Source organism: Kitasatospora sp. NPDC058243 (assembly GCF_042882025.1).
Taxonomy (GTDB): Bacteria; Actinomycetota; Actinomycetes; order Streptomycetales; family Streptomycetaceae; genus Kitasatospora.
Genome location: NZ_JBHVWW010000045.1, coordinates 1 through 23,001, shown reverse-complemented (window position 1 = coordinate 23,001; position 23,001 = coordinate 1). Strand labels below are relative to the sequence as shown.

General features: G+C 73.1%; 22 protein-coding genes. 15 read left to right on the top strand and 7 right to left on the bottom strand.

Annotated features, from left to right (window positions below; all coding sequences use genetic code 11):
* Window positions 1-137: 137 nt before the first annotated feature.
* Window positions 138-419: an HPr family phosphocarrier protein gene (locus ACFVX9_RS26030; RefSeq protein ID WP_063349373.1), complete on the bottom strand. Its 282-nt coding sequence runs from the start codon at window positions 417-419 to the stop codon at window positions 138-140.
* A 234-nt stretch (window positions 420-653) separates the two neighbouring features.
* On the opposite strand from ACFVX9_RS26030, the gene ACFVX9_RS26025 reads away from it, so the two are divergent.
* The 4 genes from ACFVX9_RS26025 to ACFVX9_RS26010 all read left to right on the top strand — a co-directional run bounded on the left by ACFVX9_RS26025 (window position 654) and on the right by ACFVX9_RS26010 (window position 6,109).
* A complete protein-coding gene (locus ACFVX9_RS26025; RefSeq protein ID WP_380375618.1) occupies window positions 654-3,479 on the top strand; it encodes a GNAT family N-acetyltransferase in 2,826 nt (941 codons plus the stop codon).
* A 92-nt stretch (window positions 3,480-3,571) separates the two neighbouring features.
* Complete coding sequence (locus ACFVX9_RS26020; protein ID WP_063349374.1) at window positions 3,572-4,171, top strand: DUF5998 family protein; 600 nt, start codon at window positions 3,572-3,574, stop codon at window positions 4,169-4,171.
* Window positions 4,172-4,206: 35 nt separating this feature from the next.
* Window positions 4,207-5,394, top strand: coding sequence for an alkaline phosphatase family protein (locus tag ACFVX9_RS26015; RefSeq protein WP_063349375.1), 1,188 nt, complete (start codon window positions 4,207-4,209; stop codon window positions 5,392-5,394).
* A 61-nt stretch (window positions 5,395-5,455) separates the two neighbouring features.
* The gene (locus tag ACFVX9_RS26010) at window positions 5,456-6,109 is read left to right on the top strand and encodes a thymidine kinase (protein ID WP_063349376.1); all 654 of its coding nucleotides are present in this window, start codon (window positions 5,456-5,458) and stop codon (window positions 6,107-6,109) included.
* Between the two features lie 17 nt (window positions 6,110-6,126).
* Here the strand turns inward: ACFVX9_RS26010 and ACFVX9_RS26005 are convergent, their stop codons facing one another.
* Window positions 6,127-6,867 (bottom strand): VOC family protein, encoded by a 741-nt coding sequence (locus tag ACFVX9_RS26005; protein WP_347878564.1) that lies wholly within the window; start codon window positions 6,865-6,867, stop codon window positions 6,127-6,129.
* A 182-nt stretch (window positions 6,868-7,049) separates the two neighbouring features.
* Between ACFVX9_RS26005 and ACFVX9_RS26000 the strand changes: the two genes are divergently transcribed.
* On the top strand, window positions 7,050-7,925 hold the full coding sequence (locus tag ACFVX9_RS26000; RefSeq protein ID WP_380375594.1) for a sulfurtransferase: 876 nt from the start codon (window positions 7,050-7,052) through the stop codon (window positions 7,923-7,925).
* 57 nt (window positions 7,926-7,982) lie between these two features.
* On the opposite strand, the gene sepH is transcribed toward ACFVX9_RS26000, so the two are convergent.
* Window positions 7,983-9,059 (bottom strand): septation protein SepH, encoded by a 1,077-nt coding sequence (sepH, locus tag ACFVX9_RS25995; RefSeq protein ID WP_079135886.1) that lies wholly within the window; start codon window positions 9,057-9,059, stop codon window positions 7,983-7,985.
* A gap of 517 nt (window positions 9,060-9,576) precedes the next feature.
* Here sepH and ACFVX9_RS25990 point away from each other — a divergent pair.
* Window positions 9,577-10,461 carry a hypothetical protein gene (locus ACFVX9_RS25990; RefSeq protein WP_387983670.1) on the top strand — a complete coding sequence of 295 codons (885 nt, stop codon included), beginning with the start codon at window positions 9,577-9,579 and terminating at the stop codon, window positions 10,459-10,461.
* Here ACFVX9_RS25990 and ACFVX9_RS25985 read toward each other — a convergent pair whose 3' ends face one another.
* Together ACFVX9_RS25985 and ACFVX9_RS25980 are read right to left on the bottom strand one after the other, a co-directional pair.
* The gene (locus ACFVX9_RS25985) at window positions 10,462-11,784 is read right to left on the bottom strand and encodes a D-arabinono-1,4-lactone oxidase (protein WP_387983669.1); all 1,323 of its coding nucleotides are present in this window, start codon (window positions 11,782-11,784) and stop codon (window positions 10,462-10,464) included.
* Window positions 11,785-11,888: 104 nt separating this feature from the next.
* The gene (locus ACFVX9_RS25980; protein ID WP_063349381.1) at window positions 11,889-13,145 is read right to left on the bottom strand and encodes an MFS transporter; all 1,257 of its coding nucleotides are present in this window, start codon (window positions 13,143-13,145) and stop codon (window positions 11,889-11,891) included.
* Window positions 13,146-13,271: 126 nt separating this feature from the next.
* Here ACFVX9_RS25980 and ACFVX9_RS25975 point away from each other — a divergent pair, with 126 nt between their 5' ends.
* Together ACFVX9_RS25975 and ACFVX9_RS25970 are read left to right on the top strand one after the other, a co-directional pair.
* A complete protein-coding gene (locus ACFVX9_RS25975) occupies window positions 13,272-14,429 on the top strand; it encodes a ferrochelatase (RefSeq protein WP_063349382.1) in 1,158 nt (385 codons plus the stop codon).
* 33 nt (window positions 14,430-14,462) lie between these two features.
* Complete coding sequence (locus ACFVX9_RS25970; RefSeq protein WP_380480684.1) at window positions 14,463-15,281, top strand: inositol monophosphatase family protein; 819 nt, start codon at window positions 14,463-14,465, stop codon at window positions 15,279-15,281.
* 130 nt (window positions 15,282-15,411) lie between these two features.
* On the opposite strand, the gene ACFVX9_RS25965 is transcribed toward ACFVX9_RS25970, so the two are convergent.
* Window positions 15,412-15,597, bottom strand: coding sequence for a hypothetical protein (locus ACFVX9_RS25965; protein WP_030057688.1), 186 nt, complete (start codon window positions 15,595-15,597; stop codon window positions 15,412-15,414).
* Window positions 15,598-16,039: 442 nt separating this feature from the next.
* On the opposite strand from ACFVX9_RS25965, the gene ACFVX9_RS25960 reads away from it, so the two are divergent.
* The 4 genes from ACFVX9_RS25960 to ACFVX9_RS25945 all read left to right on the top strand — a co-directional run bounded on the left by ACFVX9_RS25960 (window position 16,040) and on the right by ACFVX9_RS25945 (window position 20,092).
* Window positions 16,040-16,693, top strand: coding sequence for a response regulator transcription factor (locus ACFVX9_RS25960; RefSeq protein ID WP_063349384.1), 654 nt, complete (start codon window positions 16,040-16,042; stop codon window positions 16,691-16,693).
* Between the two features lie 118 nt (window positions 16,694-16,811).
* Window positions 16,812-18,095 carry a cell wall metabolism sensor histidine kinase WalK gene (locus ACFVX9_RS25955; RefSeq protein ID WP_063349385.1) on the top strand — a complete coding sequence of 428 codons (1,284 nt, stop codon included), beginning with the start codon at window positions 16,812-16,814 and terminating at the stop codon, window positions 18,093-18,095.
* Between the two features lie 240 nt (window positions 18,096-18,335).
* Window positions 18,336-19,319, top strand: a complete 984-nt coding sequence (locus ACFVX9_RS25950) for an acyl-ACP desaturase (protein WP_380375589.1) — start codon at window positions 18,336-18,338, stop codon at window positions 19,317-19,319.
* A gap of 473 nt (window positions 19,320-19,792) precedes the next feature.
* The gene (locus tag ACFVX9_RS25945; protein ID WP_030057692.1) at window positions 19,793-20,092 is read left to right on the top strand and encodes a DUF4193 domain-containing protein; all 300 of its coding nucleotides are present in this window, start codon (window positions 19,793-19,795) and stop codon (window positions 20,090-20,092) included.
* A 292-nt stretch (window positions 20,093-20,384) separates the two neighbouring features.
* Here the strand turns inward: ACFVX9_RS25945 and ACFVX9_RS25940 are convergent, their stop codons facing one another.
* A complete protein-coding gene (locus ACFVX9_RS25940) occupies window positions 20,385-20,834 on the bottom strand; it encodes a DUF3093 domain-containing protein (protein WP_063349387.1) in 450 nt (149 codons plus the stop codon).
* A 135-nt stretch (window positions 20,835-20,969) separates the two neighbouring features.
* On the opposite strand from ACFVX9_RS25940, the gene ACFVX9_RS25935 reads away from it, so the two are divergent.
* From ACFVX9_RS25935 to ACFVX9_RS25925, 3 genes are all read left to right on the top strand, one after another.
* A complete protein-coding gene (locus tag ACFVX9_RS25935; RefSeq protein WP_063351415.1) occupies window positions 20,970-21,548 on the top strand; it encodes a PaaI family thioesterase in 579 nt (192 codons plus the stop codon).
* Window positions 21,545-22,012 carry a dUTP diphosphatase gene (gene dut / locus ACFVX9_RS25930; RefSeq protein WP_063349388.1) on the top strand — a complete coding sequence of 156 codons (468 nt, stop codon included), beginning with the start codon at window positions 21,545-21,547 and terminating at the stop codon, window positions 22,010-22,012. Before ACFVX9_RS25935 ends, dut begins: the two co-directional genes overlap by 4 nt.
* Window positions 22,013-22,081: 69 nt before the next feature.
* Entirely contained in the window at window positions 22,082-22,888 is an 807-nt protein-coding gene (locus ACFVX9_RS25925) for a DUF3710 domain-containing protein (protein WP_363374242.1), read from the top strand.
* Window positions 22,889-23,001: the final 113 nt, after the last annotated feature.

The window sequence follows — 23,001 nt, the reverse complement described above, 5'->3', positions numbered from 1 at the left end:
CGAGCATCTGTGCGATCGATCGCCGAAGGAGCGCGACCGCTCGCCAGTTCGCTCAATGGTGTGGATGCGATCGATTCCGCGAACAGAAGCGCCCGGCAGTGTTAGGACTGCCGGGCGCTTCTGTCGGTCGAGTTGGCTCAGGCCGCGGCCGGGAGCTCGTCGAGGCCTTCCTGGACGAGCTTGGCGAGGCGGTCCAGGGCGTCGTCGGCGTTGTCGGCGTCGGAGGCGAGGATGACCTCGTCGCCGCCCTGGGCGCCGAGGCCGAGCAGGCCGAGCATGGAGGCGGCGTTGACGGGGTTGCCGCCTGGCTTGGCGATGGTGATCGGCACGCCGGTGGCCGTGACGGCCCGGACGAAGACGGAGGCGGGACGGGCGTGCAGGCCCTCGGCCCAACCGATGGTGACGCGGCGCTCAGCCATGAGACGTGCCTTTCCGGTGAAGCTGGTTACGGCCGTGCTCGGGGAAAGCGGCCATGTTGTCTAGACCAGTGTTGCACGCAGGCGGCCCCTGCGAGCCGCCGCGTTCGGGACTTGTGATTGTTTCTTTTCGGGGCATAAGGCCCGGCCGGCGGCCCTGCCCACCCTGCTGCCAGTGTGCGCCCGGCGCCATTCGGCTCGCTGCCGGATAACCTGACGAATGTGGACGACTCCGCAGTGGCGCAGCCCGAGCAGGACCCCGGTGACCGGGGGGAATCCGGACCGGATTACCCCCAGCACTGGGAGGCCGACATCCTGCTGCGGGACGGCGGTACGGCCCGTATCCGGCCGATCACGCCGGAGGACGCGGAGCGTCTGGTGGAGTTCTACGCACAGGTGTCGGACCAGTCCAAGTACTTCCGTTTCTTCGCCCCCTATCCCCGGTTGTCGGAGAAGGACGTCCGCCGTTTCACCCACCACGACTTCGTGGACCGGGTGGCGCTGGCGGTGGTGGTCCGGGACCGTTTCATCGCGACCGTCCGCTACGACCGGATCGACGCGCAGGGCCGTCCGTCCGAGGCCGGGACGGACGCCGAGGTGGCGTTCCTGGTGCAGGACGCCCATCAGGGCCGCGGGGTGGCGTCGGCGCTGCTGGAGCACATCGCGGCGGTGGCGCAGGAGCGCGGGATCCGCCGGTTCCAGGCGGAGGTGCTGCCGGAGAACCGGAAGATGGTGAAGGTCTTCACCGATGCCGGCTACACGCAGCGCCGCAGTTTCACCGACGGTGTGGTGCACCTGGAGTTCGATCTTGAGCAGACGGACCGTTCGCTGGCGGTGATGCGGGCGCGCGAGCACCGGGCGGAGGCGAAGTCGGTGCAGCGGCTGCTGACCCCGCGGTCGGTGGCGGTGATCGGGGTGTCGCGCAATCCGCAGACGGTGGGCCGGGCGATCCTGCGGGACCTGTTGGGCAGTGCCGACGACACGCGCCCGGTGTACGCGGTGAACCGCAACGCCCCGCCGGGCACCGGGCTGGACGGCGTCCCGGTGCACCGTTCGGTTCTGGACATTCCCGGGCCGGTGGATCTCGCGGTGATCGCCGTCCCGGAGGGGGCCGTCCCGGCGGCTGTCGCCGAGTGCGGCGCGCACGGGGTGCAGGGCCTGGTGGTGGTGACCGCCGGGTACGCGGAGACCGGTCCGGAGGGCCGGGACCGCCAGCGCGCGCTGGTGCGCCAGGCGCGGGCGGCGGGGATGCGGGTGATCGGCCCGAACGCCTTCGGCCTGATCAACACCGATCCGGACCGCCCGTTGAACGCCTCGCTGGCCCCGCAGCTGCCGGGCCGGGGCGGGTTCGGGATCTTCTGCCAGTCCGGCGCGATCGGGGTGGCCCTGCTGGAGTCGGCGCACCGCCGGGGCCTGGGGGTGTCCTCCTTCGCCTCGGTGGGCAACCGGTCGGACGTCTCCGGGAACGACTTCCTGCAGTACTGGGCGGAGGACGAGGCCACCGAGGTGGTGCTGCTCTACCTGGAGTCCTTCGGCAACCCGCGCAAGTTCACCCGGATCGCGCGCCGGCTGGCCGCGGTGAAGCCGGTCGTGGTGGTGAAGGGCGCCCGGCACACCGGCAGCCTGCCGCCGGGCCACGCGGTGCCGGCGACCGCGACGGGGCTGCGTGACGCGACGGTGGACGCGCTGTTCGAGCAGGCGGGCGTGATCAGGGTGGAGACGATCACCGAGCTGTACGACACCGGGGAGCTGCTGGCCCTGCAGCCGCTGCCGCCGGGGGACCGGGTCGCGGTGGTCGGCAACTCGGACTCGCTGGGTCTGCTGACCTACGACGCCTGCCTGAGCGCGGGCCTGCGGCCGCGCACGCCGGTGGACCTGACCACGGCCGCGACGGGCGAGAACTTCCGGATCGCGCTGGACGTGGCGCTGGCCGATCCGGCGGTGGACGCGGTGATCGCGGTGGCGATCCCGCCGATCGGCACGTCCGCGCACGCCTTCATGGGCGGCCGGCTGACCGGTCCGGACGATCCGGAGATGGGTTCGGACGATCCGGAGATCGCCGACGCACTGCTCGAAGCCAGCCGAAGGGCAAGGGAGTTGGGCAAGCCGCTGGTGCTCGCCCATCTGGCGTTGACCGATCTGCCGGTCCGGCTGCGCCCGGGGGGCGTGCCGGCGTTCGCGGCGCCGGAGCGGGCGGTGCGGGCGCTGGCGCACGCGGTGCACTACGCGCAGTGGCGGCGCCGGACGGCCGAGGCGGAGGAGACGGCCCGGGTGCCCGAGCTGGACCGGATCGACGAGCCGGGCGCCCGCGCGCTGGTCGAGGCGGCGTTGAGCACCCGGACGGCGATCGCCGCGCGGACGCAGCCGGGCGGCGCCCGGATCACCCTGCCGGACGCCGGGGCCCGCGAGCTGCTGGCCCGCTATGGCATCGACGTCTTCCCGGCGCTGCCGGCGCCGGACGAGGAGGCGGCCGTGCGGGCCGCGGCGACACTCGGCTATCCGGTGGCGTTGAAGGCCACCGCCCCGCATCTGCGCCACCGCCCGGACCTGGGCAGCGTGCGGCTGGACCTGACCGGCGAGCCCGGGCTGCGCCGGGCGCACCGCGAGCTGGACGCGCTGCTGGGCGGTGCGGCGCAGGCGGAGCTGGTGGTGCAGCGGCTGGCGCCGCGCGGGGTGGACACCGTGATCGGTGCCACGGTGGATCCGGCGGTCGGCGCGATCCTGTCGTTCGGCCTGGCGGGGGCGCCCGCCGAGCTGCTGGGCGATGTGGCGCACCGCTTGGTCCCGGCGACCGACCAGGAGGTGGCCGGGCTGGTCCGGGAGGTGCGGGCGGCGCCCCTGCTGTTCGGTTGGCGGGGTGCGGAGGCGGTGGACACCGGCGCGTTGGAGGAGTTGCTGCTGCGGGTGTCGCAGTTGGTGGACGACGTTCCGGAGATCGCCTCGGTGGATCTCGAACCGGTGGTCGTGGCCCCGTACGGGCTGGCGATCCTGGGGGCGCGGGTGCGGATCGCACCGCTGCCCGTCCGTAGCGATCTGGGCCCGCGCGCGATGAGCACCCTGTAACCTTCCTTGGTTGCGCCTGCCTGTGGGCGCTGTTGTCCGAAGCTCGGCGCCGTGCCGCCCGCTTCGTCGGCGGACCATGCCAGGATGGAGTTATGGCGAAGACCGGTACCACCAGCACTCAGGACCTGCGCTCGGCGATCGAGCGCAGCGGTTACTACCCGGCCCTGGTGTCCGAGGCGGTCGAGGCCGCGGTGGGCCCGGAGCCGATCAGCTCCTACCTGGTGCACCAGGAGACGACCTTCGACGCCAACGAGGTGCGTCGGCACGTGACGGTGCTGGTGCTGACCCCGACGCGGTTCGTGGTGAGCCACACCGACGAGCAGTCGGGGGACGCGGGCAGTCCGGCGGTGCCGTTCGCGACGACGTCGACGGAGAGCGTCCGGCTGGACCGGATCGGTTCGGTCGTGCTGAGCCGGATGGTCGCGAACCCGGAGACGTACACGCCGGGGACGCTGCCGCGCGAGGTGGTGCTGACGATCGGCTGGGGTGCGGTGCAGCGGCTGGACCTGGAGCCCGCGGGCTGTTCGGACCCGAACTGCGAGGCGGACCACGGCTACACGGGTTCGGCGACGGCTGACGATCTCTCACTGCGGGTGAGCGAGGCCGGTGACGGCCCGGAGACGGTGGCCCAGGCACTGGTGTTCGCCCGCGCGCTCTCCGACGCGACGATCAGCAACGGCCCGCGGGTCTGAGCGCCGCCGCCTTCGACTGCTACGAATCCGGTTTCATGTCCTTCGCACCTTCCGGCGGCTTCGACGCCTTCGAGATCCTCGACCCGGCCGCGGCTCCCGCGCCCCCGTACGGCAGCGGTTCGCTCTGCGACCTGTTGCCCTCGGTGGCGGCGGGCCTGGGCGTTCCGGGTTTCACCGCGACCCTGCCGATCGCCCCGGCGGACCGGGTGGTGGTGTTCCTGGTGGACGGCCTGGGCTGGGAGCTGCTGCTGCGGCACCCGGAGTACGCGCCGTTCCTGTCCTCGCTGGCCGGGAGTTCGATGGGTGGTTCGGGCCGCCCGCTGACCGCCGGTTTCCCGTCGACCACGGCGACCTCGCTGGCCTCGGTCGGCACCGGCACCCCGCCGGGGCTGCACGGTCTGGCCGGGTACACGGTCGCGGTGCCGGGCGCCGGTTATCTGATGAACCAGCTGCGTTGGCAGCCGCACACCGACCCGCACGTCTGGCAGCCGTACCCGACGGTCTTCGAGCGGACGGACGCCGCCGGGGTGGCGACCGCGCAGGTGTCCTCCCCGCTGTTCTCGCAGACGCCGCTGACCAGGGTGGCGCTGTCCGGCGGCACCTTCCTGGGCCGGACCACGGGCGAGGAGCGGATGGACCTGGCGGCCTCCTGGCTGGCCGAGCACGACCGGGCGCTGGTCTACACGTACGTCAGCGAGCTGGACGGTGCGGGCCACCGCTTCGGGGTGGACTCGGACGAGTGGCGGATGACCCTGGACGCGGTGGACCGGCTGGCCCGCCGGCTGGCCGAGCGGCTGCCGCCGCGTTCGGCGATGTACGTGACCGCCGACCACGGCATGATCGACATCGCGCCGGAGGACCGGATCGACTTCGACGAGGACTGGGAGCTGGGCGCCGGCGTGGCCCTGCTGGGCGGCGAGGGCCGGGCCCGGCACGTGTACGCGGTGCCCGGTGCGGCGGCCGACGTGTTCGCGGTCTGGAGCGAGGTGCTGGGCGACCGGATGTGGGTGGCCACCCGGGACCAGGCGATCGCGGCGGGCTGGTTCGGTCCGGTCGTGGACGAGCGGGTGTACGGGCGGATCGGCGACGTGGTGGCCGCGGCGCGGGACGACATCGCGATCACCGCCTCCCGCAACGAGCCGGGCGAGTCCGCGATGATCGGTCTGCACGGTTCGATGACCCCGGTCGAGCAGTTCGTGCCGCTGCTCGAAGTTCGCGGCTGAGCCAGGTCCTTGACTCTTCTGTGCCCGAACTCCCCTGATGTGAAAGGCCTTTGCTCCACCCATGGCTGAACTGGTGTTCTTCTCGGGCACGATGGACTGCGGCAAGTCGACGCTGGCGCTGCAGATGGACCACAACCACTCCGCCCGCGGCCGGCAGGGCCTCATCCTGACCCGCCACGACCGGGCCGGTGCGGCGACCATCTCCAGCCGGCTGGGCCTGCGGGCGGACGCGGTCGAGGTGACGGACGACTTCGACTTCCACGCGTACGTGGTGCACCGGCTCTCGGCGGGCGGCCGGGTGGACTACCTGATCTGCGACGAGGCGCAGTTCTTCGCCGCCGAGCAGGTCGACCAGTTGGCCCGGGTGGTGGACGAACTCGACATCGACGCCTACACGTTCGGGATCACCACGGACTTCCGCACCCGGCTGTTCCCCGGCTCCCAGCGGCTGATCGAGCTGGCCGACCGGGTGGAGGTGCTCCAGGTCGAGGCGCTGTGCTGGTGCGGTGCGCGGGCGACGCACAACGCCCGGACGGTGGGCGGGGTGATGGTGGTCGAGGGCGCCCAGGTGGTGGTCGGCGACATCTCGGTGAACGAGGACGAGGTCGGGTACGAGGTGCTCTGCCGCCGGCACCACCGCCGCCGGCTGACCGCCGCGACGGCCCGGGCCTCGGTGCTCTCCCCGGACGTGCTGCCCTTCGAGCAGCAGGTCTGAGTCCTGTCCTGGGCGCGCTAGCGGAGTTCCAGCACCGAGAAGTGCCCGCCCTGCGGGTCGGACAGCCGGGCGGCGCGGCCGCGGGCGGTGTCGTGCGGTGGGACCAGGACGCGGCCGCCGAGTCCGACGGCGTGCCGGGCGGTGGCGTCGGCGTCGCGGACGGCGAAGTGGACCCGCCAGCGGGGCGGATGGCCGCGCAGTTCGGCGCGGTGCCGGATGCCGGCGACCGGTTGCCCGTGCACGAGTAGCGCGGACTCGTCGTCGGCGTGCCGGACGGGGCGGTCGAGCACGGCGGTGTAGAAGGCGACGGCGCCGTCGGTGTCGGGGGTGAGCAGTTCGGTCCAGGCCGGTCCGCCGGGTTCGGGCCCGGCCTCCCGGCCGGTGTGCTCCTCGCCCTGCCAGAGGCCGAAGACGGCGCCGGAGACGTCGGCGGCGATGGCCATCCGCCCGGCGCGTTCGGCCTGGAGCGGCCCGACGGCCACGGTTCCGCCGCAGGAGCGCACCAGTTGGGCGGTGTGGTCGGCGTCGTCGACGGCGAAGTAGGTGGTCCACTGCACCGGGAAGCCGGTGGCGGTGGAGACGCCGAGGCCGGCGACCGGTGCCCCGTCGAGTTCGGCGCGGACGTAGGCGCCGAGCTGGCCGGGGCCCGGGGTGTAGGTCCAGCCGAGCAGGTCGGCGTAGAACGCGCGGGCGCCGGCCAGGTCGTCGGTCAGCAGGCTGACCCAGCAGGGGGTGCCCTGGGCCAGTCGGAGTTCCACCGCGGGCAATGCGGGCCTCCTCATGGGTGGTTGGCGCAATGGGTGGTTGGCGCACGGAAATCCTCGCGCGCGAGGGTGATGCTTCCACTCTGGCGCGCGTCGAACCCTCGGGCCGCGCGGAAATTCCGGCAAAGAGCGCACAAAGAGCGGCGGGGTGGCGGCGCTGCGCGACAATGGCCGCCATGACCACCTACAACGACGGTTCCCCGCTGATCTCCGCGGCCGGGCTGGCGCAGGCGCTCGCCTCCGCGCGCCCGCCGGTGCTGTTGGACGTGCGCTACCGGCTGGTCGGTGCCGCGCAGTCCGGCCCGACCGCCGTCGAGGAGTACCGGGCCGGGCACCTGCCCGGCGCCCGCTTCGTCGATCTGGACCGGGACCTCGCGGCCCCGCCGGGCGCCCCCGGCCGGGGCGGCCGCCACCCGCTGCCGGACCCGGAGGAGTTCGGCGCGGCGATGCGCCGCCTGGGGGTGGACTCCGACCGCCCGGTGGTGGTGTACGACGGCGCGGCCTCGCTGGCGGCGGCCCGCGCCTGGTGGCTGCTGCGCTGGGCCGGGCACCGGGACGTCCGGGTGCTGGACGGCGGTTACGCGGCCTGGTCGGCGGCCGGACTGCCGGTGACGGCGGAGGTTCCGGCGCCGGCGGAGGGTGATTTCAAGCCGGTCCCGGGGCAGTTGCCCGTGGTGGACGCGGACGGCGCGGCGGCCTGGGCGCGCGGTGCGCTGCTGCTGGACGCCCGGGCGGGGGACCGCTACCGGGGCGAGAGCGAGCCGGTGGACCCGCGCGCCGGGCACATCCCGGGCGCGGTGTCGGCGCCGACGGCCGAGAACGTGGCGGCCGACGGGCGGTTCAGGTCGGCCGCGGAGCTGACGGCGCGGTTCCGCGCGCTGGGCGCGGGTGAGCGGGAGACGGCGGTGTACTGCGGCTCGGGGGTGACGGCGGCGCACCAGATCCTGGCGCTGGAGGTGGCGGGCCTGTCGGCGACGCTGTACCCGGGGTCGTGGAGCGAGTGGTCGAGCGACGAGGCCCGCCCGGTGGCGGTGACCGACCAGCCGGGCTGAGTCCGGGCGTGCGTCAGGGGCGGGAGGCCCGGCCTCCCGCCCCTGACGTCAGGGCTGCTACTCCTGCTTCTTGCGCCGGCTGCCGAAGACGATCTCGTCCCAGCTGGGCACGGTGGCCCGGCGGCCGGGCCGGACGCCGTCCGCCTCGGCCTGGCGGTCGGTGGTGCCGACCAGGCGCTCGCGGTGCGGGGCGACGGCCCGCGGCATCAGGATGTCGGCGTAGGCCGAGCCCGCGCCGACCGCCGGTGCGGCGGCCGCGGCCGCCTCCTCGCTCTCCTCGGCGACCTCTGCGGGTACCGGTTCGATCGGGGCGGGGCCGACGGCGAGGTCGCCGCGGAAGGCGGGGACCACGTCGAGCAGGCTGGTCAGGGAGTCCCTGGACTCGGCGGTGGCCTCGCGGGACTCGCGGACTTCGCGGGCGGACATGATGCGGTCGGCGGAGGGCCGGTCGATCATCGGGCGGGGCGGCCGGTCCTGGGGGAGCCGGGCGATCCGCGGGATGAACGGGAAGACCGACTCCTCCTCGCGCTCGACGTTCTCGCCGATCAGCGCGCGGGCCTCGTCGTCGTTGGGCTGGACCAGGCGCCGGGGCGGGTCGTACGTCCAGGAGGCGCTGCGGCCCTCGTCGTCGGCACGGTAGGCGAGGATGACCTCCCAGGTGCCGTCGTCGCGCCGCCAGGAGTCCCAGCGTTCGGTGTCCTTCTCGGCGCCGCGCAGCGCGAGCCGCTCGGCGACGGCCTCGCCGAGCTGGGGCCCGGTGGATTCGCCGTTGCGGCGGATGGCGGTCTTGCGGGCGCGTTCGGCCATGAAGGCGCGCTCGGCGAGGACCGGACCCTCGAAGCGGCGGACCCGGTCGACGGAGATGCCGGCGGCCTGGGCGACCTCCTCGGCGGAGGCACCGGCTCGTATCCGGGCCTGGATGTCCCGGGGCCGCAGATGGCTCTCGACCTCGATCTCGATCTGGCCGAGGCGCGGACGATCCCCGCGGATGGCGGCGCGCAGCCGCTCGTCGATGGGAAGGGTGTACTCCGTGCTGTCGGCAGCCTTGAGCACCAGCCGTGTGCCGTCGTTGCTGACGGCCACAACCCGCAGTTCGGGCACGGTTACCTCCCGGGTGGTGCCTGCCGACGTCACCTGCGTCGCTGCTCCCGTACTGAGTGTGGCCTGCCCACTCGCGACTGGCCACAACCTTGCTGAGTTCCCCGGCGTGTCGGGCATACGCCCGGTCACGCCGCTGTGGCACGGTTGCCTTTTTGCCACGCCATCCGTCGACGTCGCGCCTGGGTGCCCCGGCCGTCCTCGCACGCGGAGTGTTCGCGACGGTCCGGGACGGGCGTCGCCGTGCGTGCCTGTTCCGTGGCTCTTCGTCAAGCTGCCGGTGTGGGCGCAGTCGACAAGTCGACCCAAGGCTCAGGCTTTACGAACAGTACTCCATTCGTGGCATCCGAAGGGGCGGCTCGCCGCTCAAGTCTCCCGCGATTCACGGGAATCTCAAGAGCGCATGCCCCCAACGGCGGACCACCGGCGGGTGAACGGTGATCATCTTCACATATATCGGGGCCGGAGAACCGCATTTTCGTCCCTTGTGTCCTTCTTTGGGCAAGATGGAGTGACTTGTTCGAGGAACAGTCGTACGGACCGAGGGATGTTGATGCCGGAGCGGAGCCCCGCCGAGGAGGGCGGCAAGAAGGAGCGCAGGCGGATCGATCTGAGTGTGGCTCAGGTCGCGGCGAGTGCGCTGGCCACGGTGGTGGGGGCGCTGTTCGCCTCCGAACTCGGCGTGTACGGAACGATCCTGGGTGCGGCGGTGGTCAGTGTCGGGGCCACCACCGGCGGTGCGGTGTTCCAGCACATCTTCCGGCGCACCGGCGAGCAGCTGCGTGAGGCGGTGGTGGACCGGGGGCCCGGCCACGCCGTGAACGGGCTGCGCCAGGTGCCGGAGCGCCCGGTGGAGCCGGCGCCGTCGGCGATCTCCTCGGAGTGGAACGAGCCGCAGGTGGTCCGGGCGCGTCGGCGGTGGACCTGGAAGACCTACGCGGCCGTGTCGGGGCTGGTGTTCGTGGTGGCGATGACGCCGATCCTGGCGTTCGAACTGGCCACCGGGCAGCCGGTGTCGGCGACGGTGAAGGGCGAGTCGGGCAACGGCACCTCCTTCGGCGGCGTGGTGAGCCCGAAGTCCCCCTCCCCGCGGGAGGCGCCGCCGGCGGAGCGGCTCTCCACCGGCGGCGGGCACGGCTCGGAGCCCTCGCCGTCCGGCGGTGCCTCGGCCCCGCCGACGACGCGGCCGAGCCGGGAGCCGAGCACGGGCCCGAGCACGAGCCCGAGCGGTGGGGCCGGTGAGCACGGCGGCGGTACGGCCTCGCCCTCGGCGGGCCCGAGCGCGACGCCGTCGGCCGGTTCGTCGCCGACCGCGGACGGCGGGAAGCCCTCCGGCACCTCCGGCGGGGCGAGCCCGCAGCCGCCGGTGCCGAGCAATGCCCCCGCCTCCGTGGCCCCGCCGCAGCCCGCGGCGCCGACCCAGGGCGCCACCCCGTGATCAGGCGCCGAGGACCCGGCGCAGGTAGTCGTTGCCGAACACGCGCTGCGGGTCGACCTCGTCGCGCAGGGCGGTGAAGTCGCCGAAGTGCGGGTAGGCGCCGGACAGGTACTCGGCGTCCCGGGTGTGCAGCTTGCCCCAGTGCGGGCGGCCCTGGTGGGCGCACATCAGCTGTTCGACGCCGGTGAAGTAGCCCTGGTCGGCGGTGCCCCGGTAGAGGTGGACGGCGATGTAGGCGCTGTCCCGACCGGAGGCGGTGGAGAGCCAGAGGTCGTCGGCGGGGGCGAAGCGCACCTCCACCGGGAAGCCGATCTTCCAGTCGGAGCGCTCGACCAGGGCCTTCAGTTCGCGCAGCACCCCGGCGACGGCCGCGCGCGGCACCGCGTACTCCATCTCCACGAAGCGCACCTTGCGCGGGCTGGTGAACACCCGGTGCGCGGTGTCGGTGTAGCTGCGGTCGGACCAGGCGCGGCTGGCCAGCGAGGCGATGGCGGGGATGCTGGCGGGGAAGCGCCGGCCGACCCGGCAGGCGCCTTCCCAGACGGTGTTGGAGAGGAAGTCGTCCTCCAGCCACTCCTTGAACCGGGTCAGCGGGGCGGCCGGGCCCTGGCTGCGGTTGTTGCGCTTGGTGGCGCAGCGGTCGGTGTGCGGGAACCAGTAGAACTCGAAGTGCTCGTTGACCGCGGTGAGGTCGTCCAGCCGTTCCAGCACCTCGTCGAAGGCCATCGGCTGCTCGTGCGCGGTGAGCAGGAAGGCCGGTTCGACGGCGAAGGTCAGGGCGGTGATCACGCCGAGGGCGCCGAGGCCGAGCCGGGCGCCCTGGAAGAGCCGGGGGTGCTCGGTGGGGGAGCAGCGCCGGACGCTGCCGTCGGCGAGGACGATCTCCAGGGCGCGGATCTGGGCGGCGAGCGAGCCGGAGTCGCGGCCGGTGCCGTGGGTGCCGGTGCTGGTGGCGCCGGCCACGGTCTGCACCTCGATGTCGCCCATGTTGGTGAGGGAGAGGCCCTCGGCGGCGAGGATCCGGTTGAGCCGGGCGAGCGGGAGGCCGGATTCGACGGTGATGGTGCCGGCCTCGCGGTCGATCTCGCGGACGGCGGTGAGCGCGTGCGGGCGGAGCAGGACGCCGTCGCCGGCGGAGGCGATCGAGGTGAAGGAGTGGCCGGAGCCGACGGCCTTGACGGTGCGGCCCTGTTCGGTGGCGCGCAGGATCTCCTTGGCCAGTTCCTCCGCGGTGCCGGGGGTGGCGGCCCGGGCGGGCCGGGCGCTCTGGTTCCCGGCCCAGTTGGTCCACCGGGTGGGGGTCGCGGTACTGGCCTGGGGCATGGCGCCGCCTCCTGCTCCGTGGCCGACCGGGGTCGGCGCGGTCCGGGGCGGTGGGGGCCGCCCTACCCGCGGGTAGGCCCGCGGGTAGGGAGAGATTAGTCAGTTCACCGTTCGAGGTCTACGGTCTGTTCGGCCGCTTCGGCGGGCTCGTCGACGGCGAGTCCGGCGCGCAGCCGGCCCAGTCCGGCGAGCGCGGTGACCACGCCGAAGACCCCGGCGGTCAGGGGCACCCAGTAGCCCGCGGCGGAGCCGGCGGCGTCTACCACCCAGCCGCCGGCGGAGGAGCCGACGGCGACGCCGAGGGCGAGCCCGGTGGTCGTCCAGGTCATGCCCTCGGTCAGCTGGGCGGCCGGGACGAGCCGTTCGACCAGGGCCATCGCGGTGATCAGGGTGGGGGAGATGGCGATGCCCGCGATCAGCAGCGCGCCGCCGACCGCGATCAGCCCGCCGACTCCGCGCACCGACTCGGCGACCAGCAGCAGCGGCGCCATGCTGAGCGCCATGAACAGGACGCCGGCGAAGAAGCGGCCGGCCATCGAGCCGGTGAGCTTGAGGGTGCCGAACACCACGCCGGCCAGGCAGGAGCCGAGCGCCCACAGCGCGAGGATCACGCTGGCGATGGACTTGTGCCCCTGGGTTTCGGAGTAGGCGACGGTGACGACCTCGACCGAGCCGAAGATCGCGCCGGTGGCGACGAAGGTGAGGATCAGCACCTGGAGGCCGCGGTTGAGGATCACCGAGCCGCCGGCGTGCCGGGCGCCCGGGTGGACCGGCGGTTCGGTGGCGCGCTGCCCGGCGAAGAGCAGGACGCCGACGGCGAGGAAGACCCCGGCGAGCAGGACGCCGGCCTCGGGGAAGACGGAGGTGGCCAGGCCGATGGAGAGGATCGGGCCGACGATGAAGCAGACCTCGTCGACGACGGCCTCGAAGGAGTACGCGGTGTGCAGCTTGGGGGCGTCGTCGCGGTACAGGTGGGCCCAGCGGGCGCGGACCATCGCGCCGGTGCTCGGCATGACGCCCATGCCGGCCGCGAAGACGAAGAGCGTCCAGTCCGGCGCCTTGAACCGGGCGCACAGCAGCAGGCCGACCACGGCGACGATGGTGAGCGCCATGGCCGGGACGATTATTCGGCGCTGCCCGTGCCGGTCCACCAGCCGGGAGACCTGCGGGCCGAGCAGCGCGGCGGAGATCGCCAGGGTCGCCGACACCAGGCCCGCCACCCCGTAGGAGCCTCTCAGCTGGGAGAGCATGGTCACGATGCCGATGCCGGTCATGGAGATCGGCAGTCGGGAGACGAAGCCGGTGGAGGAGAAGGCCAGACTGCCGGGGGAGGCGAATATCTGGCGGTAGCTGGACAGCACGGGAGCTCCGCGGGGGTAAGGAACGAGGCTGGCGAACACAGCTTACGTACCTTGGCAAACAGTATTTTCCGGACATCCTCGCAGCCCTGACGGGGTCTCCGGCCCCTCAATGGCAGGATCGGTGCCATGTCCGACGCGCGCAAACCCTCACCGTCCGGCGCCGCCCCGGCAGCACCGCAGCCGTACGACGCCCTGCTGCTGCTCTCCTTCGGCGGGCCCGAGGCCCCCGAGGACGTCGTCCCGTTCCTGGAGAACGTGACCCGGGGCCGCGGCATCCCCAAGGAGCGGCTGAAGGAGGTCGGCAAGCACTACTTCCTGTTCGGCGGGGTCAGCCCGATCAACGAGCAGAACCGTGAACTGCTCGCCGCGCTGCGCAAGGACTTCGCCGAGCACGGCCTGGACCTGCCGGTCTACTGGGGCAACCGGAACTGGGCGCCCTACCTGGTGGACACCCTGCGCGAACTGGCCGCCGACGGCCACCGCCGCGTCGCCGTCCTCGCCACCAGCGCCTACGCCGGCTTCTCGGGCTGCCGCCAGTACCGGGAGAACCTGGCCGACGCGCTGGCCGCCCTCGCCGCGGAGGGCCTGCCCGAGCTGCGGGTCGACAAGCTGCGGCACTTCTACAACCACCCCGGGTTCGTCGAGCCGATGGTCGACGCCACCCTGGCCGCCCTGGCGCGGCTGCCCGAGGACGTCCGGGCCGGCGCCCGGCTGGCGTTCACCACCCACTCCATCCCGGACGCCATGGCCGAGACCTCCGGCGCCCCGGACGACCCGGCCCGCGGCCGCCCCGGCGGCGCGTACGTCGCCCAGCACCTGGACGTCGCCCGGCTGATCGCCGAGGCCGTCGCCGAACGCACCGGCGTCGCGGACCGGCCCTGGGAGCTGGTGTTCCAGAGCCGTAGCGGCGCCCCGCACACGCCGTGGCTGGAACCGGACATCTGCGACCACCTGGAGGCCCAGCACGCCGACGGCGCGCCCGCCGTGGTGATGGTCCCGATCGGCTTCGTCTCCGACCACATGGAGGTCAAGTACGACCTCGACACCGAGGCCGTCGCCAAGGCCGCCGAACTCGGCCTGCCGGTGGCCCGCGCCGCCACCGTCGGCGCCGATCCGCGGTTCACCGCCGCGGTGCGCGAACTGGTCCTGGAGCGGGCCGCCGCCGAGCGCGGCGAGCCGGTGACCCGCTGCGCCCTCGGCGCGCTCGGCCCCAGCCACGACGTGTGCGCGGTGGCCTGCTGCCCCAACCCGCGAGCCCCCCGCCCGGCCGCCGCCGAGCGCTGACCGCCCGTCCCGTTCCCCCCGGAGGAGAGACCCGTGCCCACCCCCGCCCTGCCCGACGACCGGCTCCTCGACGACCTGCTGGAGGTCGCCCTGGACGCGGCCCGGCAGTCCGGCGCCCTGCTGCGCGACGGCCGGCCCGCCGACCTCGGTGTGGCCGGCACCAAGAGCAGTCCGGTCGACGTGGTGACCGAGATGGACCTCGCCTCCGAGAAGCTCGTCCTGGAACTGATCACCGAGCGCCGCCCCGAGGACGGCTACCTCGGCGAGGAGGGCGCCGAGCGGCCCGGCACCAGCGGGGTGCGCTGGGTCGTCGACCCGCTCGACGGCACGGTCAACTACCTGTACGGGCTGCCCTCCTGGGCGGTCAGCGTGGCCGCCGAGCTGGACGGCCGGGCGGTCGTCGGCGTGGTGTACGCGCCGGCCCGCGGCGAGCTGTTCCACGCCGTCCTCGGGCGCGGCGCCCAGCTCGACGGCCGGCCGCTCTCCACCCGCCCGGCCCCGCCGTGGGGCCAGGCGCTGATCGGCACCGGCTTCAACTACGTCCAGTCGGTGCGGACCCGCCAGGCCGAGGTGCTGCTGTCCCTGATGCCCGAGGTGCGGGACATCCGCCGGGGCGGGGCCGCCGCGGTGGACCTGTGCGACGTCGCCGCCGGGCGGCTGGACGGCTACTACGAGCGCGGCCTCGCCCCCTGGGACCGCGCGGCCGGCTGCCTGATCGCCGCCGAGGCCGGGGCCCTGGTCGGCGGCCGCCCCGGGCACGGCCCGGACGGCGAGCTGACCGTGGCCGCCGCCCCGGGCGTGTACCAGCCGCTGCAGGAGCGGCTGGCCGCGCTGCGCGCCTGGGCGGACTGAGGACGCGTCCTCAGTCCTGGACAGCGAAGAGCCCTGGCATACGGGGGATGCCAGGGCCTGGGGTTTTCGCACGACCCCCGCAGGGCCGCTGGTGCCGGAGGTCCGGCGTCGGGTCGGAAGGTCGGGTGGATCAGGCGGCGGTGCGGTGGCGCTCCAGCACGGTGTCCACGCCGTGCTCGGCGGCGAGCCGGCGGAGGTCGTCCAGCTCGGACTGCTCCACCTCGGCGAGGAACTCGTCCCCGGCCTCGATCGCGCGGTGCAGATCCTGCTCGGCGTTGGCTATGCGCTGCAGGATTCCGGCCTTGAAGGCGTCCATACGGGCCCCCTTACTGTGTCGGACGTGCACGGTCGTACGTTCTCCGCCCCGAGGAGGTGTGGCCAGCGGCAGCGCCCCGTCCGGCAGGTCGTGGATCTCCGGTCGAGCGCGGAGACGGCCTTCGGCCGCTCCCGGTGACGTCCCAGCCCCAGGGCCGGCGCGGATGAACGCACGGCGGGTGGGTGCGATCGGCCAACAGCCAGATCGCGGGTGTGAAGCTGTCCTCCCCGCCGGGGAGATGGGGAAACCTTCCGGCCCGAGAAAGTTGCCTGTGTCACAGTCCAACCGGACTGGTCCCGACACGAACGGTCATCACCCGCTGCCAACGCTCCGTGCCTGGGCGGCAGCTTATCGCTGCTTTACCGGCGGACCAGGCAGGATGGAGGCACCGTCGGAGCCGCGCGTCCGCTTCCGGGGCCGGCCTGGAGAAGGGACAACGATCGTGCGGGTTCTCGTCGTCGAGGACGAGCAGTTGCTCGCCGAGGCTGTCGCCACCGGCCTGCGCCGCGAGGCGATGGCCGTCGACGTGGTGTACGACGGGGAGGCCGCGCTCCAGCGCATCGCGGTCAACGACTACGACGTCGTGGTCCTGGACCGCGACCTCCCGCTGGTCCACGGCGACGACGTCTGCCGCAAGGTGGTCGAACAGGGCCTGGCCACCCGGGTGATCATGCTGACCGCCTCCGGCGACATCAGCGACCGGGTCGAGGGCCTGGAGATCGGCGCGGACGACTACCTTCCGAAGCCGTTCGCCTTCAGCGAACTCGTCGCCCGGGTAAGGGCGCTGGGCCGCCGTGCGACCGTCCCGCTGCCCCCGGTGCTGGAGCGGGCCGGCATCTCGCTCGACCCGGGCCGCCGCGAGGTGATCCGCGAGGGCCGCACCGTCCAGCTCGCCCCCAAGGAGTTCGCCGTCCTGGAGGTGCTGATGCGGGCCGGCGGCGCCGTCGTCTCCGCCGAGCAGCTGCTGGAGAAGGCCTGGGACGAGCACACCGACCCGTTCACCAACGTCGTGCGCGTCACCGTGATGACGCTGCGCCGCAAGCTCGGCGACCCGCCGGTGATCGTCACCGTCCCGGGCTCCGGCTACCGGATCTGACCGGACCCGCCGGACCACCTGACCGGATCCGAGCGGACCGGACCGGATCCGTTCGCCGGGCCCGGTCGGACTCCACCCACCCCGCGCCCGCCCCGGCGGACGCCCCGAGAGGACCATCATGACCACCCCGCCCCCGGCCGGCGGGCCCTCCGGCGCGCCCGCCGGCGGCCCGCGCGCCGTACCGCCCAAGCCCCAGCACCCCCCGCGCGCGCCCCAGCCCGGTCGCTACACCCCCGGCGACGGCATGCTCGCCTGGCTGCCCTTCCGGCCGACCATCCGGATGCGGCTCACCCTGCTCTACGGCGGCATGTTCCTGATGGCCGGCGTGGTCCTGCTGCTGCTGATGTACGTGTTCTTCCAGGACGCCGTGAACAACCTGGCGCCGCGCACGTTCCAGTTCGACGGCAGCCTGCGGGTCAACGGCGTCCCGATGAACAGCGCGCAGTTCAACCAGGAGCAGGCCGGCGACTACCTGCTGCGCTCCAACTCGGCGCTCAACACCCTGCTGCGCAAGTCGCTCACGATGCTGGTCTGCCTCGCCGTGATCGCCTTCGCGGCCGGCTACGCGCTGGCCGGCCGGGTGCTGCGCCCGCTCGGCCGGATCACCCGCACCGCCCGCGACGTCGCCTCCTCCGACCTGCACCGGCGGATCGAGCTGGACGGGCCGGACGACGAGCTCAAGGAACTCGCCGACACCTTCGACGACATGCTGGACCGGCTGGACCGGTCCTTCGACTCCCAGCGCCGCTTCGTCGCCAACGCCTCGCACGAACTGCGCACCCCGCTGGCGATCAACCGCACCCTGCTGGAGGTCCAGCTCTCCGACCCGGCCGCCTCGCCCGACCTCCAGCAGCTCGGCAAGACCCTGCTGGCCACCAACGAGCGCAGCGAACAGCTGGTGGAGGGCCTGCTGCTGCTCGCCCGCAGCGAGAACGAGCTGACCGACCGCCGCCCGGTGGAGCTCTCCGAGGTGGCCACCCGCGCCCTGGAGCAGACCAGGGCCGAGGCGGACCGGCGCGAGGTCGAGCTGCGCTCCAAGCTCGCTCCGGCCGTGGTCGCGGGCAACGGCGTGCTGCTGGAGCGGCTGGCGCTCAACCTGCTGCAGAACGCCGTCCGGTACAACACCCCCGGCGGCTGGGTCGAGCTGGCCACCGCCGAGGTGCCCGGCGGCGGCGAGCTGGTGGTGTCCAACACCGGCCCGGTGGTGCCCGGCTACGAGCTGGAGCACATCTTCGAGCCGTTCCGCCGGGTCAAGGGCGCCGACCGCACCCGCAGCGACAAGGGGGTCGGGCTCGGCCTGTCCATCGTCCGCTCGGTGGTGCGCGCCCACGGTGGCACCATCGAGGCCACTGCGCGCGCCGGTGGCGGCCTCACCATGCGGGTCCGGATCCCCAACCCCTGACCCCGCCCGCCGGGCCCCTCCCGGCCCCGCCGTGCCCTCCCCGCCGCCGCGCTCCGTAAGCGACCGTTCACCGCCGCCCCCGTCAGGCCCGTCAAGACGACATAAGGCCTGGCGGGGGCGGCTTGTCATTTCCTGCCCGAGCAACTTACGGTGTCGTAACCTACGGAACCGTAAGTGCGTCCGCAGACGTGCCCGCCCAACGCGCCCGTCCCGCGCGTGCCGTCCCCCAGGAGCAAGACCGTGACCATCGCCCCTGTGCAGAGCAGCGCCTCCCTCGGATCGACCGGCTGGACCGACGCCCGGCTGATCCTGGCCCTCGAAGAGGTCGTGGAGAAGGAGCTCAACCGCCACCTCGCCGTGGCCAAGGAGTGGATGCCGCACGAGTTCGTGCCGTGGAGCCAGGGCCGCGACTTCGACGGCGTGCTGGGCGGCGACGCCTGGGCCGTCGAGCAGTCCCACGTGACGCCGCTCGGACGGGTGTCGCTGGTGGTGAACCTGCTGACCGAGGACAACCTCCCCAGCTACCACCACGAGATCGCCAGCATGTTCGGCCGCGAGGGCGCCTGGGGCACCTGGGTGCACCGCTGGACCGCCGAGGAGGGCCGGCACGGGATAGCCATTCGCGACTTCCTGCTCGCCACCCGGGCCGTCGACCCGGTGGAGCTGGAGCGGGCCCGGATGAGCCACATGTCCGAGGGCTTCGAGTCCGACAACGCGCACAGCATGCTGCAGTCCGTCGCGTACGTGGCCTTCCAGGAGCTCGCCACCCGCATCTCGCACCGCAACACCGGCAAGTACGCCGGCGACCCGCTCTGCGACCAGCTGCTGGCGAAGATCGCCAACGACGAGAACCTCCACATGGTCTTCTACCGGAACCTGCTGAAGGCCGCCCTGGAGATCGCCCCCGACCAGGCCATGCGGGCCGTGGCCGACGTGGTCACCGACTTCCGGATGCCCGGCCACGGCATCCCCGGCTTCGAGCGGGCCGCCGCGCAGATCGCCCTCGGCGGGGTCTACAACCTGCGCATCCACCACGACGACGTGCTGCAGCCGGTGCTGCGCCACCTGCGCGTGATGGAGATCGGCGGCCTCGGCCCGGAGGGCCAGCTGGCGCAGAACGAGCTCGGCGTCTTCCTGGACGGGCTGGACGGCCAGGCGCGCAAGTTCGAGGAGCGCCAGGCCGCGATCCTGGCCCGCCGGGCAGCGCGCAGGAGCGCAGACTAGGGTGTTCGGCGGAGCAGTCGAAGTGGGTGGATTTTCCGTGGTTTGCCCTGGAAGATTCTGAACGTGACCAAGCTCACATCGTGTCGCTCCGTGACTTCACTCGACCTCGGAGAGTGATCGTCCGAGCTGGGGTGCCGATCGCAGTCCGTGACCGGATTTCGGGTCAGTACCCGGCCGGATGATTGGTCGGCACCCCAGGTGGGCAAGGGAATGGACGAGCGTCAGCGCGGCCCGTGCTCACTGTGAGTGGCCGCCGAGCGGATGCTGGAGGAGGCTGGCGATGGCCCAGCGTGAGGCCTCCCGCAGCCTGGTGGATCACCCCAACGGACCCCTGGCTGAGTGTCGATTGAGTAACAGGGCTTGAAGTAAGGCAAAATCTCCGCCTCGGGTCGGGCACAAGACCGACCCCCCATGCGTTACGTGCGCTGGAGATACCGCACACACCGCACAAACCCGGAGGGGGAGAGCGAACAATGGCAACGGACTACGACACCCCACGCAAGACCGACGACGAGCTCAACGAAGACAGCATCGAGGAACTCAAGGCTCGGCGGAACGACAAGGGCGGCGGCTCTGTCGACGTCGACGAGTTCGACGCGGCCGAGGGCATGGAGCTCCCGGGCGCAGACCTCTCGAACGAGGAGCTCGCGGTCCGGGTGCTGCCGAAGCAGGCCGACGAGTTCACCTGCATGAGCTGCTTCCTGGTGCACCACCGCAGTCAGCTGTACAGCGAGAAGAACGGCAACCCGATCTGCCGGGACTGCGGCGCCTGAGCACCGCGGCGGACAGGGCCCGGCACCCGCGGCTTCCGCGGGGCCGGCACAGCGCCCCTTCCGGCCCCGGGCAGCGGGGCCGGACGGCAGGTCCGGGAGTCGTCCTGACGGACGGCACCGGGAGGACGGAGTCGGCCATGAGCACGTCGGCCGGCACAAAGTCGTAGGGACGGTCCCGCATCAGCGGAACCGTCCCTCTCCGTTTTTCGGGCCTGTGCGCGTCCGGGGCTGCCCCCGGGCGTGCGCGGGTCCCTCCGCCAGGTGCTGTCCGGCAGGATCGGCCGGAGAGCCCCTAGGTGCGGGCGCCGCGACGGGCCTCCTCCAGCGCCTCCGCCAGCTTCATCGGCGAGCGGGTCGACAGGTAGAGGTAGGGCGTCGGGTCGGACGGGTCGGTCACCTCGATCCGCAGCGCCGTCGGGACGTAGCTGCGCAGCAGCATGAAGGCGCGCGGGTTGGCCTTCGGCCCGCGCCAGGCCACCGCCTCGGCGGGGCTCAGCGGGTGCGCGGTGCCCAGGGCGTCCACCGGGATCCGGGCCGGCCCGGCCACCAGTGAGCCCTGCACCACGCGGATCCGGACCGAGCCGTAGCTGCTGATCGCGACCGCGCCGGCGGCGATGCCGACCACCAGCCCGACCAGCGCGGCCAGACCGCCGACCCGCAGCAGGATCAGGGCGAGCGTGAGCCCGGTCGCGACCGGGAGCAGCCACCAGGAGCGCGGCACCGTGAGGCGTTCGTCGTACATGCCCCCATTGTGGGCGCCCTGACGCCGGCACCGGGACGCCACCCCCACCGGCCGCGCGCCTACCCCTGGGTAGGCTGGGGCCCCGTGACCGGTTCGACCACCCCCACCGCCCCCGCCGACCGGCCGGCGCCCGCGCTGCCGCCGTCCCCGACCACCCCGCCGCCGGACGCCGTACTGCCGCCGCGCGCCCCCGAGGCGCCCGCCCCCGGCACCCGGCTCGGCTCCCACTACGAGCACTGCTTCGGCTGCGGACCGCAACACCCCGGCGGGCTGCGGATCGACGCGGTCGCCGGCGAGGGACTCGACGTCACCGCCGAGTTCGCCGTCCGGGACGTCCACCAGGGCGGCCCGGGCCTGGCCCACGGCGGAGTGCTGACCACCGCCATGGACGAGACCCTCGGCACGCTCAACTGGCTGCTGCACGCCCCCGCCGTCACCGGCCGGCTGGAGACCGACTTCCTCTGCCCCGTCCCGGTCGACTCGGTGCTGCACCTGCGCGCCTGGGTCACCGGCGTCCACGGCCGCAAGATCTACAGCGCCGCCGAGGCGCGCATCGGCGGCCCCGACGGACCGGTCGCGGTGCGGGCGCAGGCGCTCTTCATCCAGGTGAAGCTGGAACACTTCACCACGCACGGTCGTCCCGAGGACATCGAGAAGGTCCTCGACGACCCGGATCTGATGAAGCGCGCACGAGCCTTTGAGGTGAACCCTTGAGCAACACCCCCCGCCCGCCGCTGGACGTCCTGATCAGGCGCATCGACCCCGAGTTGCCGCTGCCCGCCTACGCGCAGCCCGGCGACGCGGGAGCCGATCTGCGCACCGCCGTGGACGCCGAGCTGGCCCCCGGTGAGCGGGCCGTCCTGCCCACCGGCATCGCGATCGCCCTCCCGGACGGCTACGCGGCCTTCGTCCACCCCCGGTCCGGGCTGGCAGCTCGTTGCGGAGTTGCCCTCGTGAACGCCCCGGGGACGGTCGATGCCGGGTACCGTGGAGAGATCAAGGTGATCGTCGTCAATCTGGACCCGCGCGAGGGGGTCAGCTTCCGCCGAGGGGACCGGATCGCCCAGCTGGTGATCCAGCAGGTCGAGAAGGCCCGTTTCCACGAGGTGGCCGAGCTGCCTGGGTCGGCACGTGCCGAGGGCGGGTTCGGGTCGACCGGCGGCCACGCCGCGGTCTAGCATTCCCGCGGCCTCGCAGGAAGCCGAGCAGGTATTCGCATCGGTCTTGGACCGGGAAGGACAGTGACCGTGTTCCGTCGTCGCCAGAAGAGCGAGGACGCTGTCGAGCAGCTCGCCGACGACGCCATCAGCGCCGACGAGACGGCCGATGACGTCGAAGGTTCCGCCGAGAGCGAGAACGTGACCGAGCTGGACCCGTCCGACAAGGTCGGCCTGCCGCCGGCCCCGCGGCCGGACGGTCCGTGGGACCACTCCGAGCTGGAGAACCCCGAGGAGGGGCGGGTGGACCTCGGGGGTCTGCTGGTCCCCGGTGTCGAGGGCATGGAGCTGCGGGTGGAGGTCGCCGGTGACGCGATCGTCGCCGCGACCCTGGTCCTCGGCAACAGCGCCATCCAGCTGCAGGCCTTCGCCGCTCCCAAGTCGGAGGGCATCTGGGGGGAGGTCCGCGAGGAGATCGCCAACGGCATCACCGCGCAGGGCGGCCTCATCGAGGAGGAGGAGGGCCCGCTCGGCTGGCACCTCCGCGCGCAGGTTCCGGTGCAGCTGCCGGACGGCACCCAGGGCGTACAGCTGGTGCGCTTCGTCGGTTGCGACGGCCCGCGCTGGTTCCTGCGCGGTGTGATCTCGGGCCAGGCCGCCGTGCAGCCGGAAATGGCCGGGATCCTGGAGCAGGTCTTCCAGCAGACGGTCGTCGTCCGGGGCGAGAGCCCGATGGCGCCCCGCGACCCGATCGTGCTGAAGCTCCCCGAGGACGCCCAGATGGTCGCCGACGGCGGCGGTGCGGCTGCGGCTGCGGCCGGCGAGGGCGACAACCGTTTCGGCGGCGCGGCCCTCGACCCGTTCGCCCGCGGTCCGGAGATCACCGAGGTCCGCTGACCTGGTCCGTGTCGCACTGATCGCCCCTGCCCGGGACCCCGGGCGGGGGCGATTTGCATGTGGCGGGCCTGTCCCCGTACAGTTCCGGAGTCGCCGCGAGAGAGCGGGGGCAA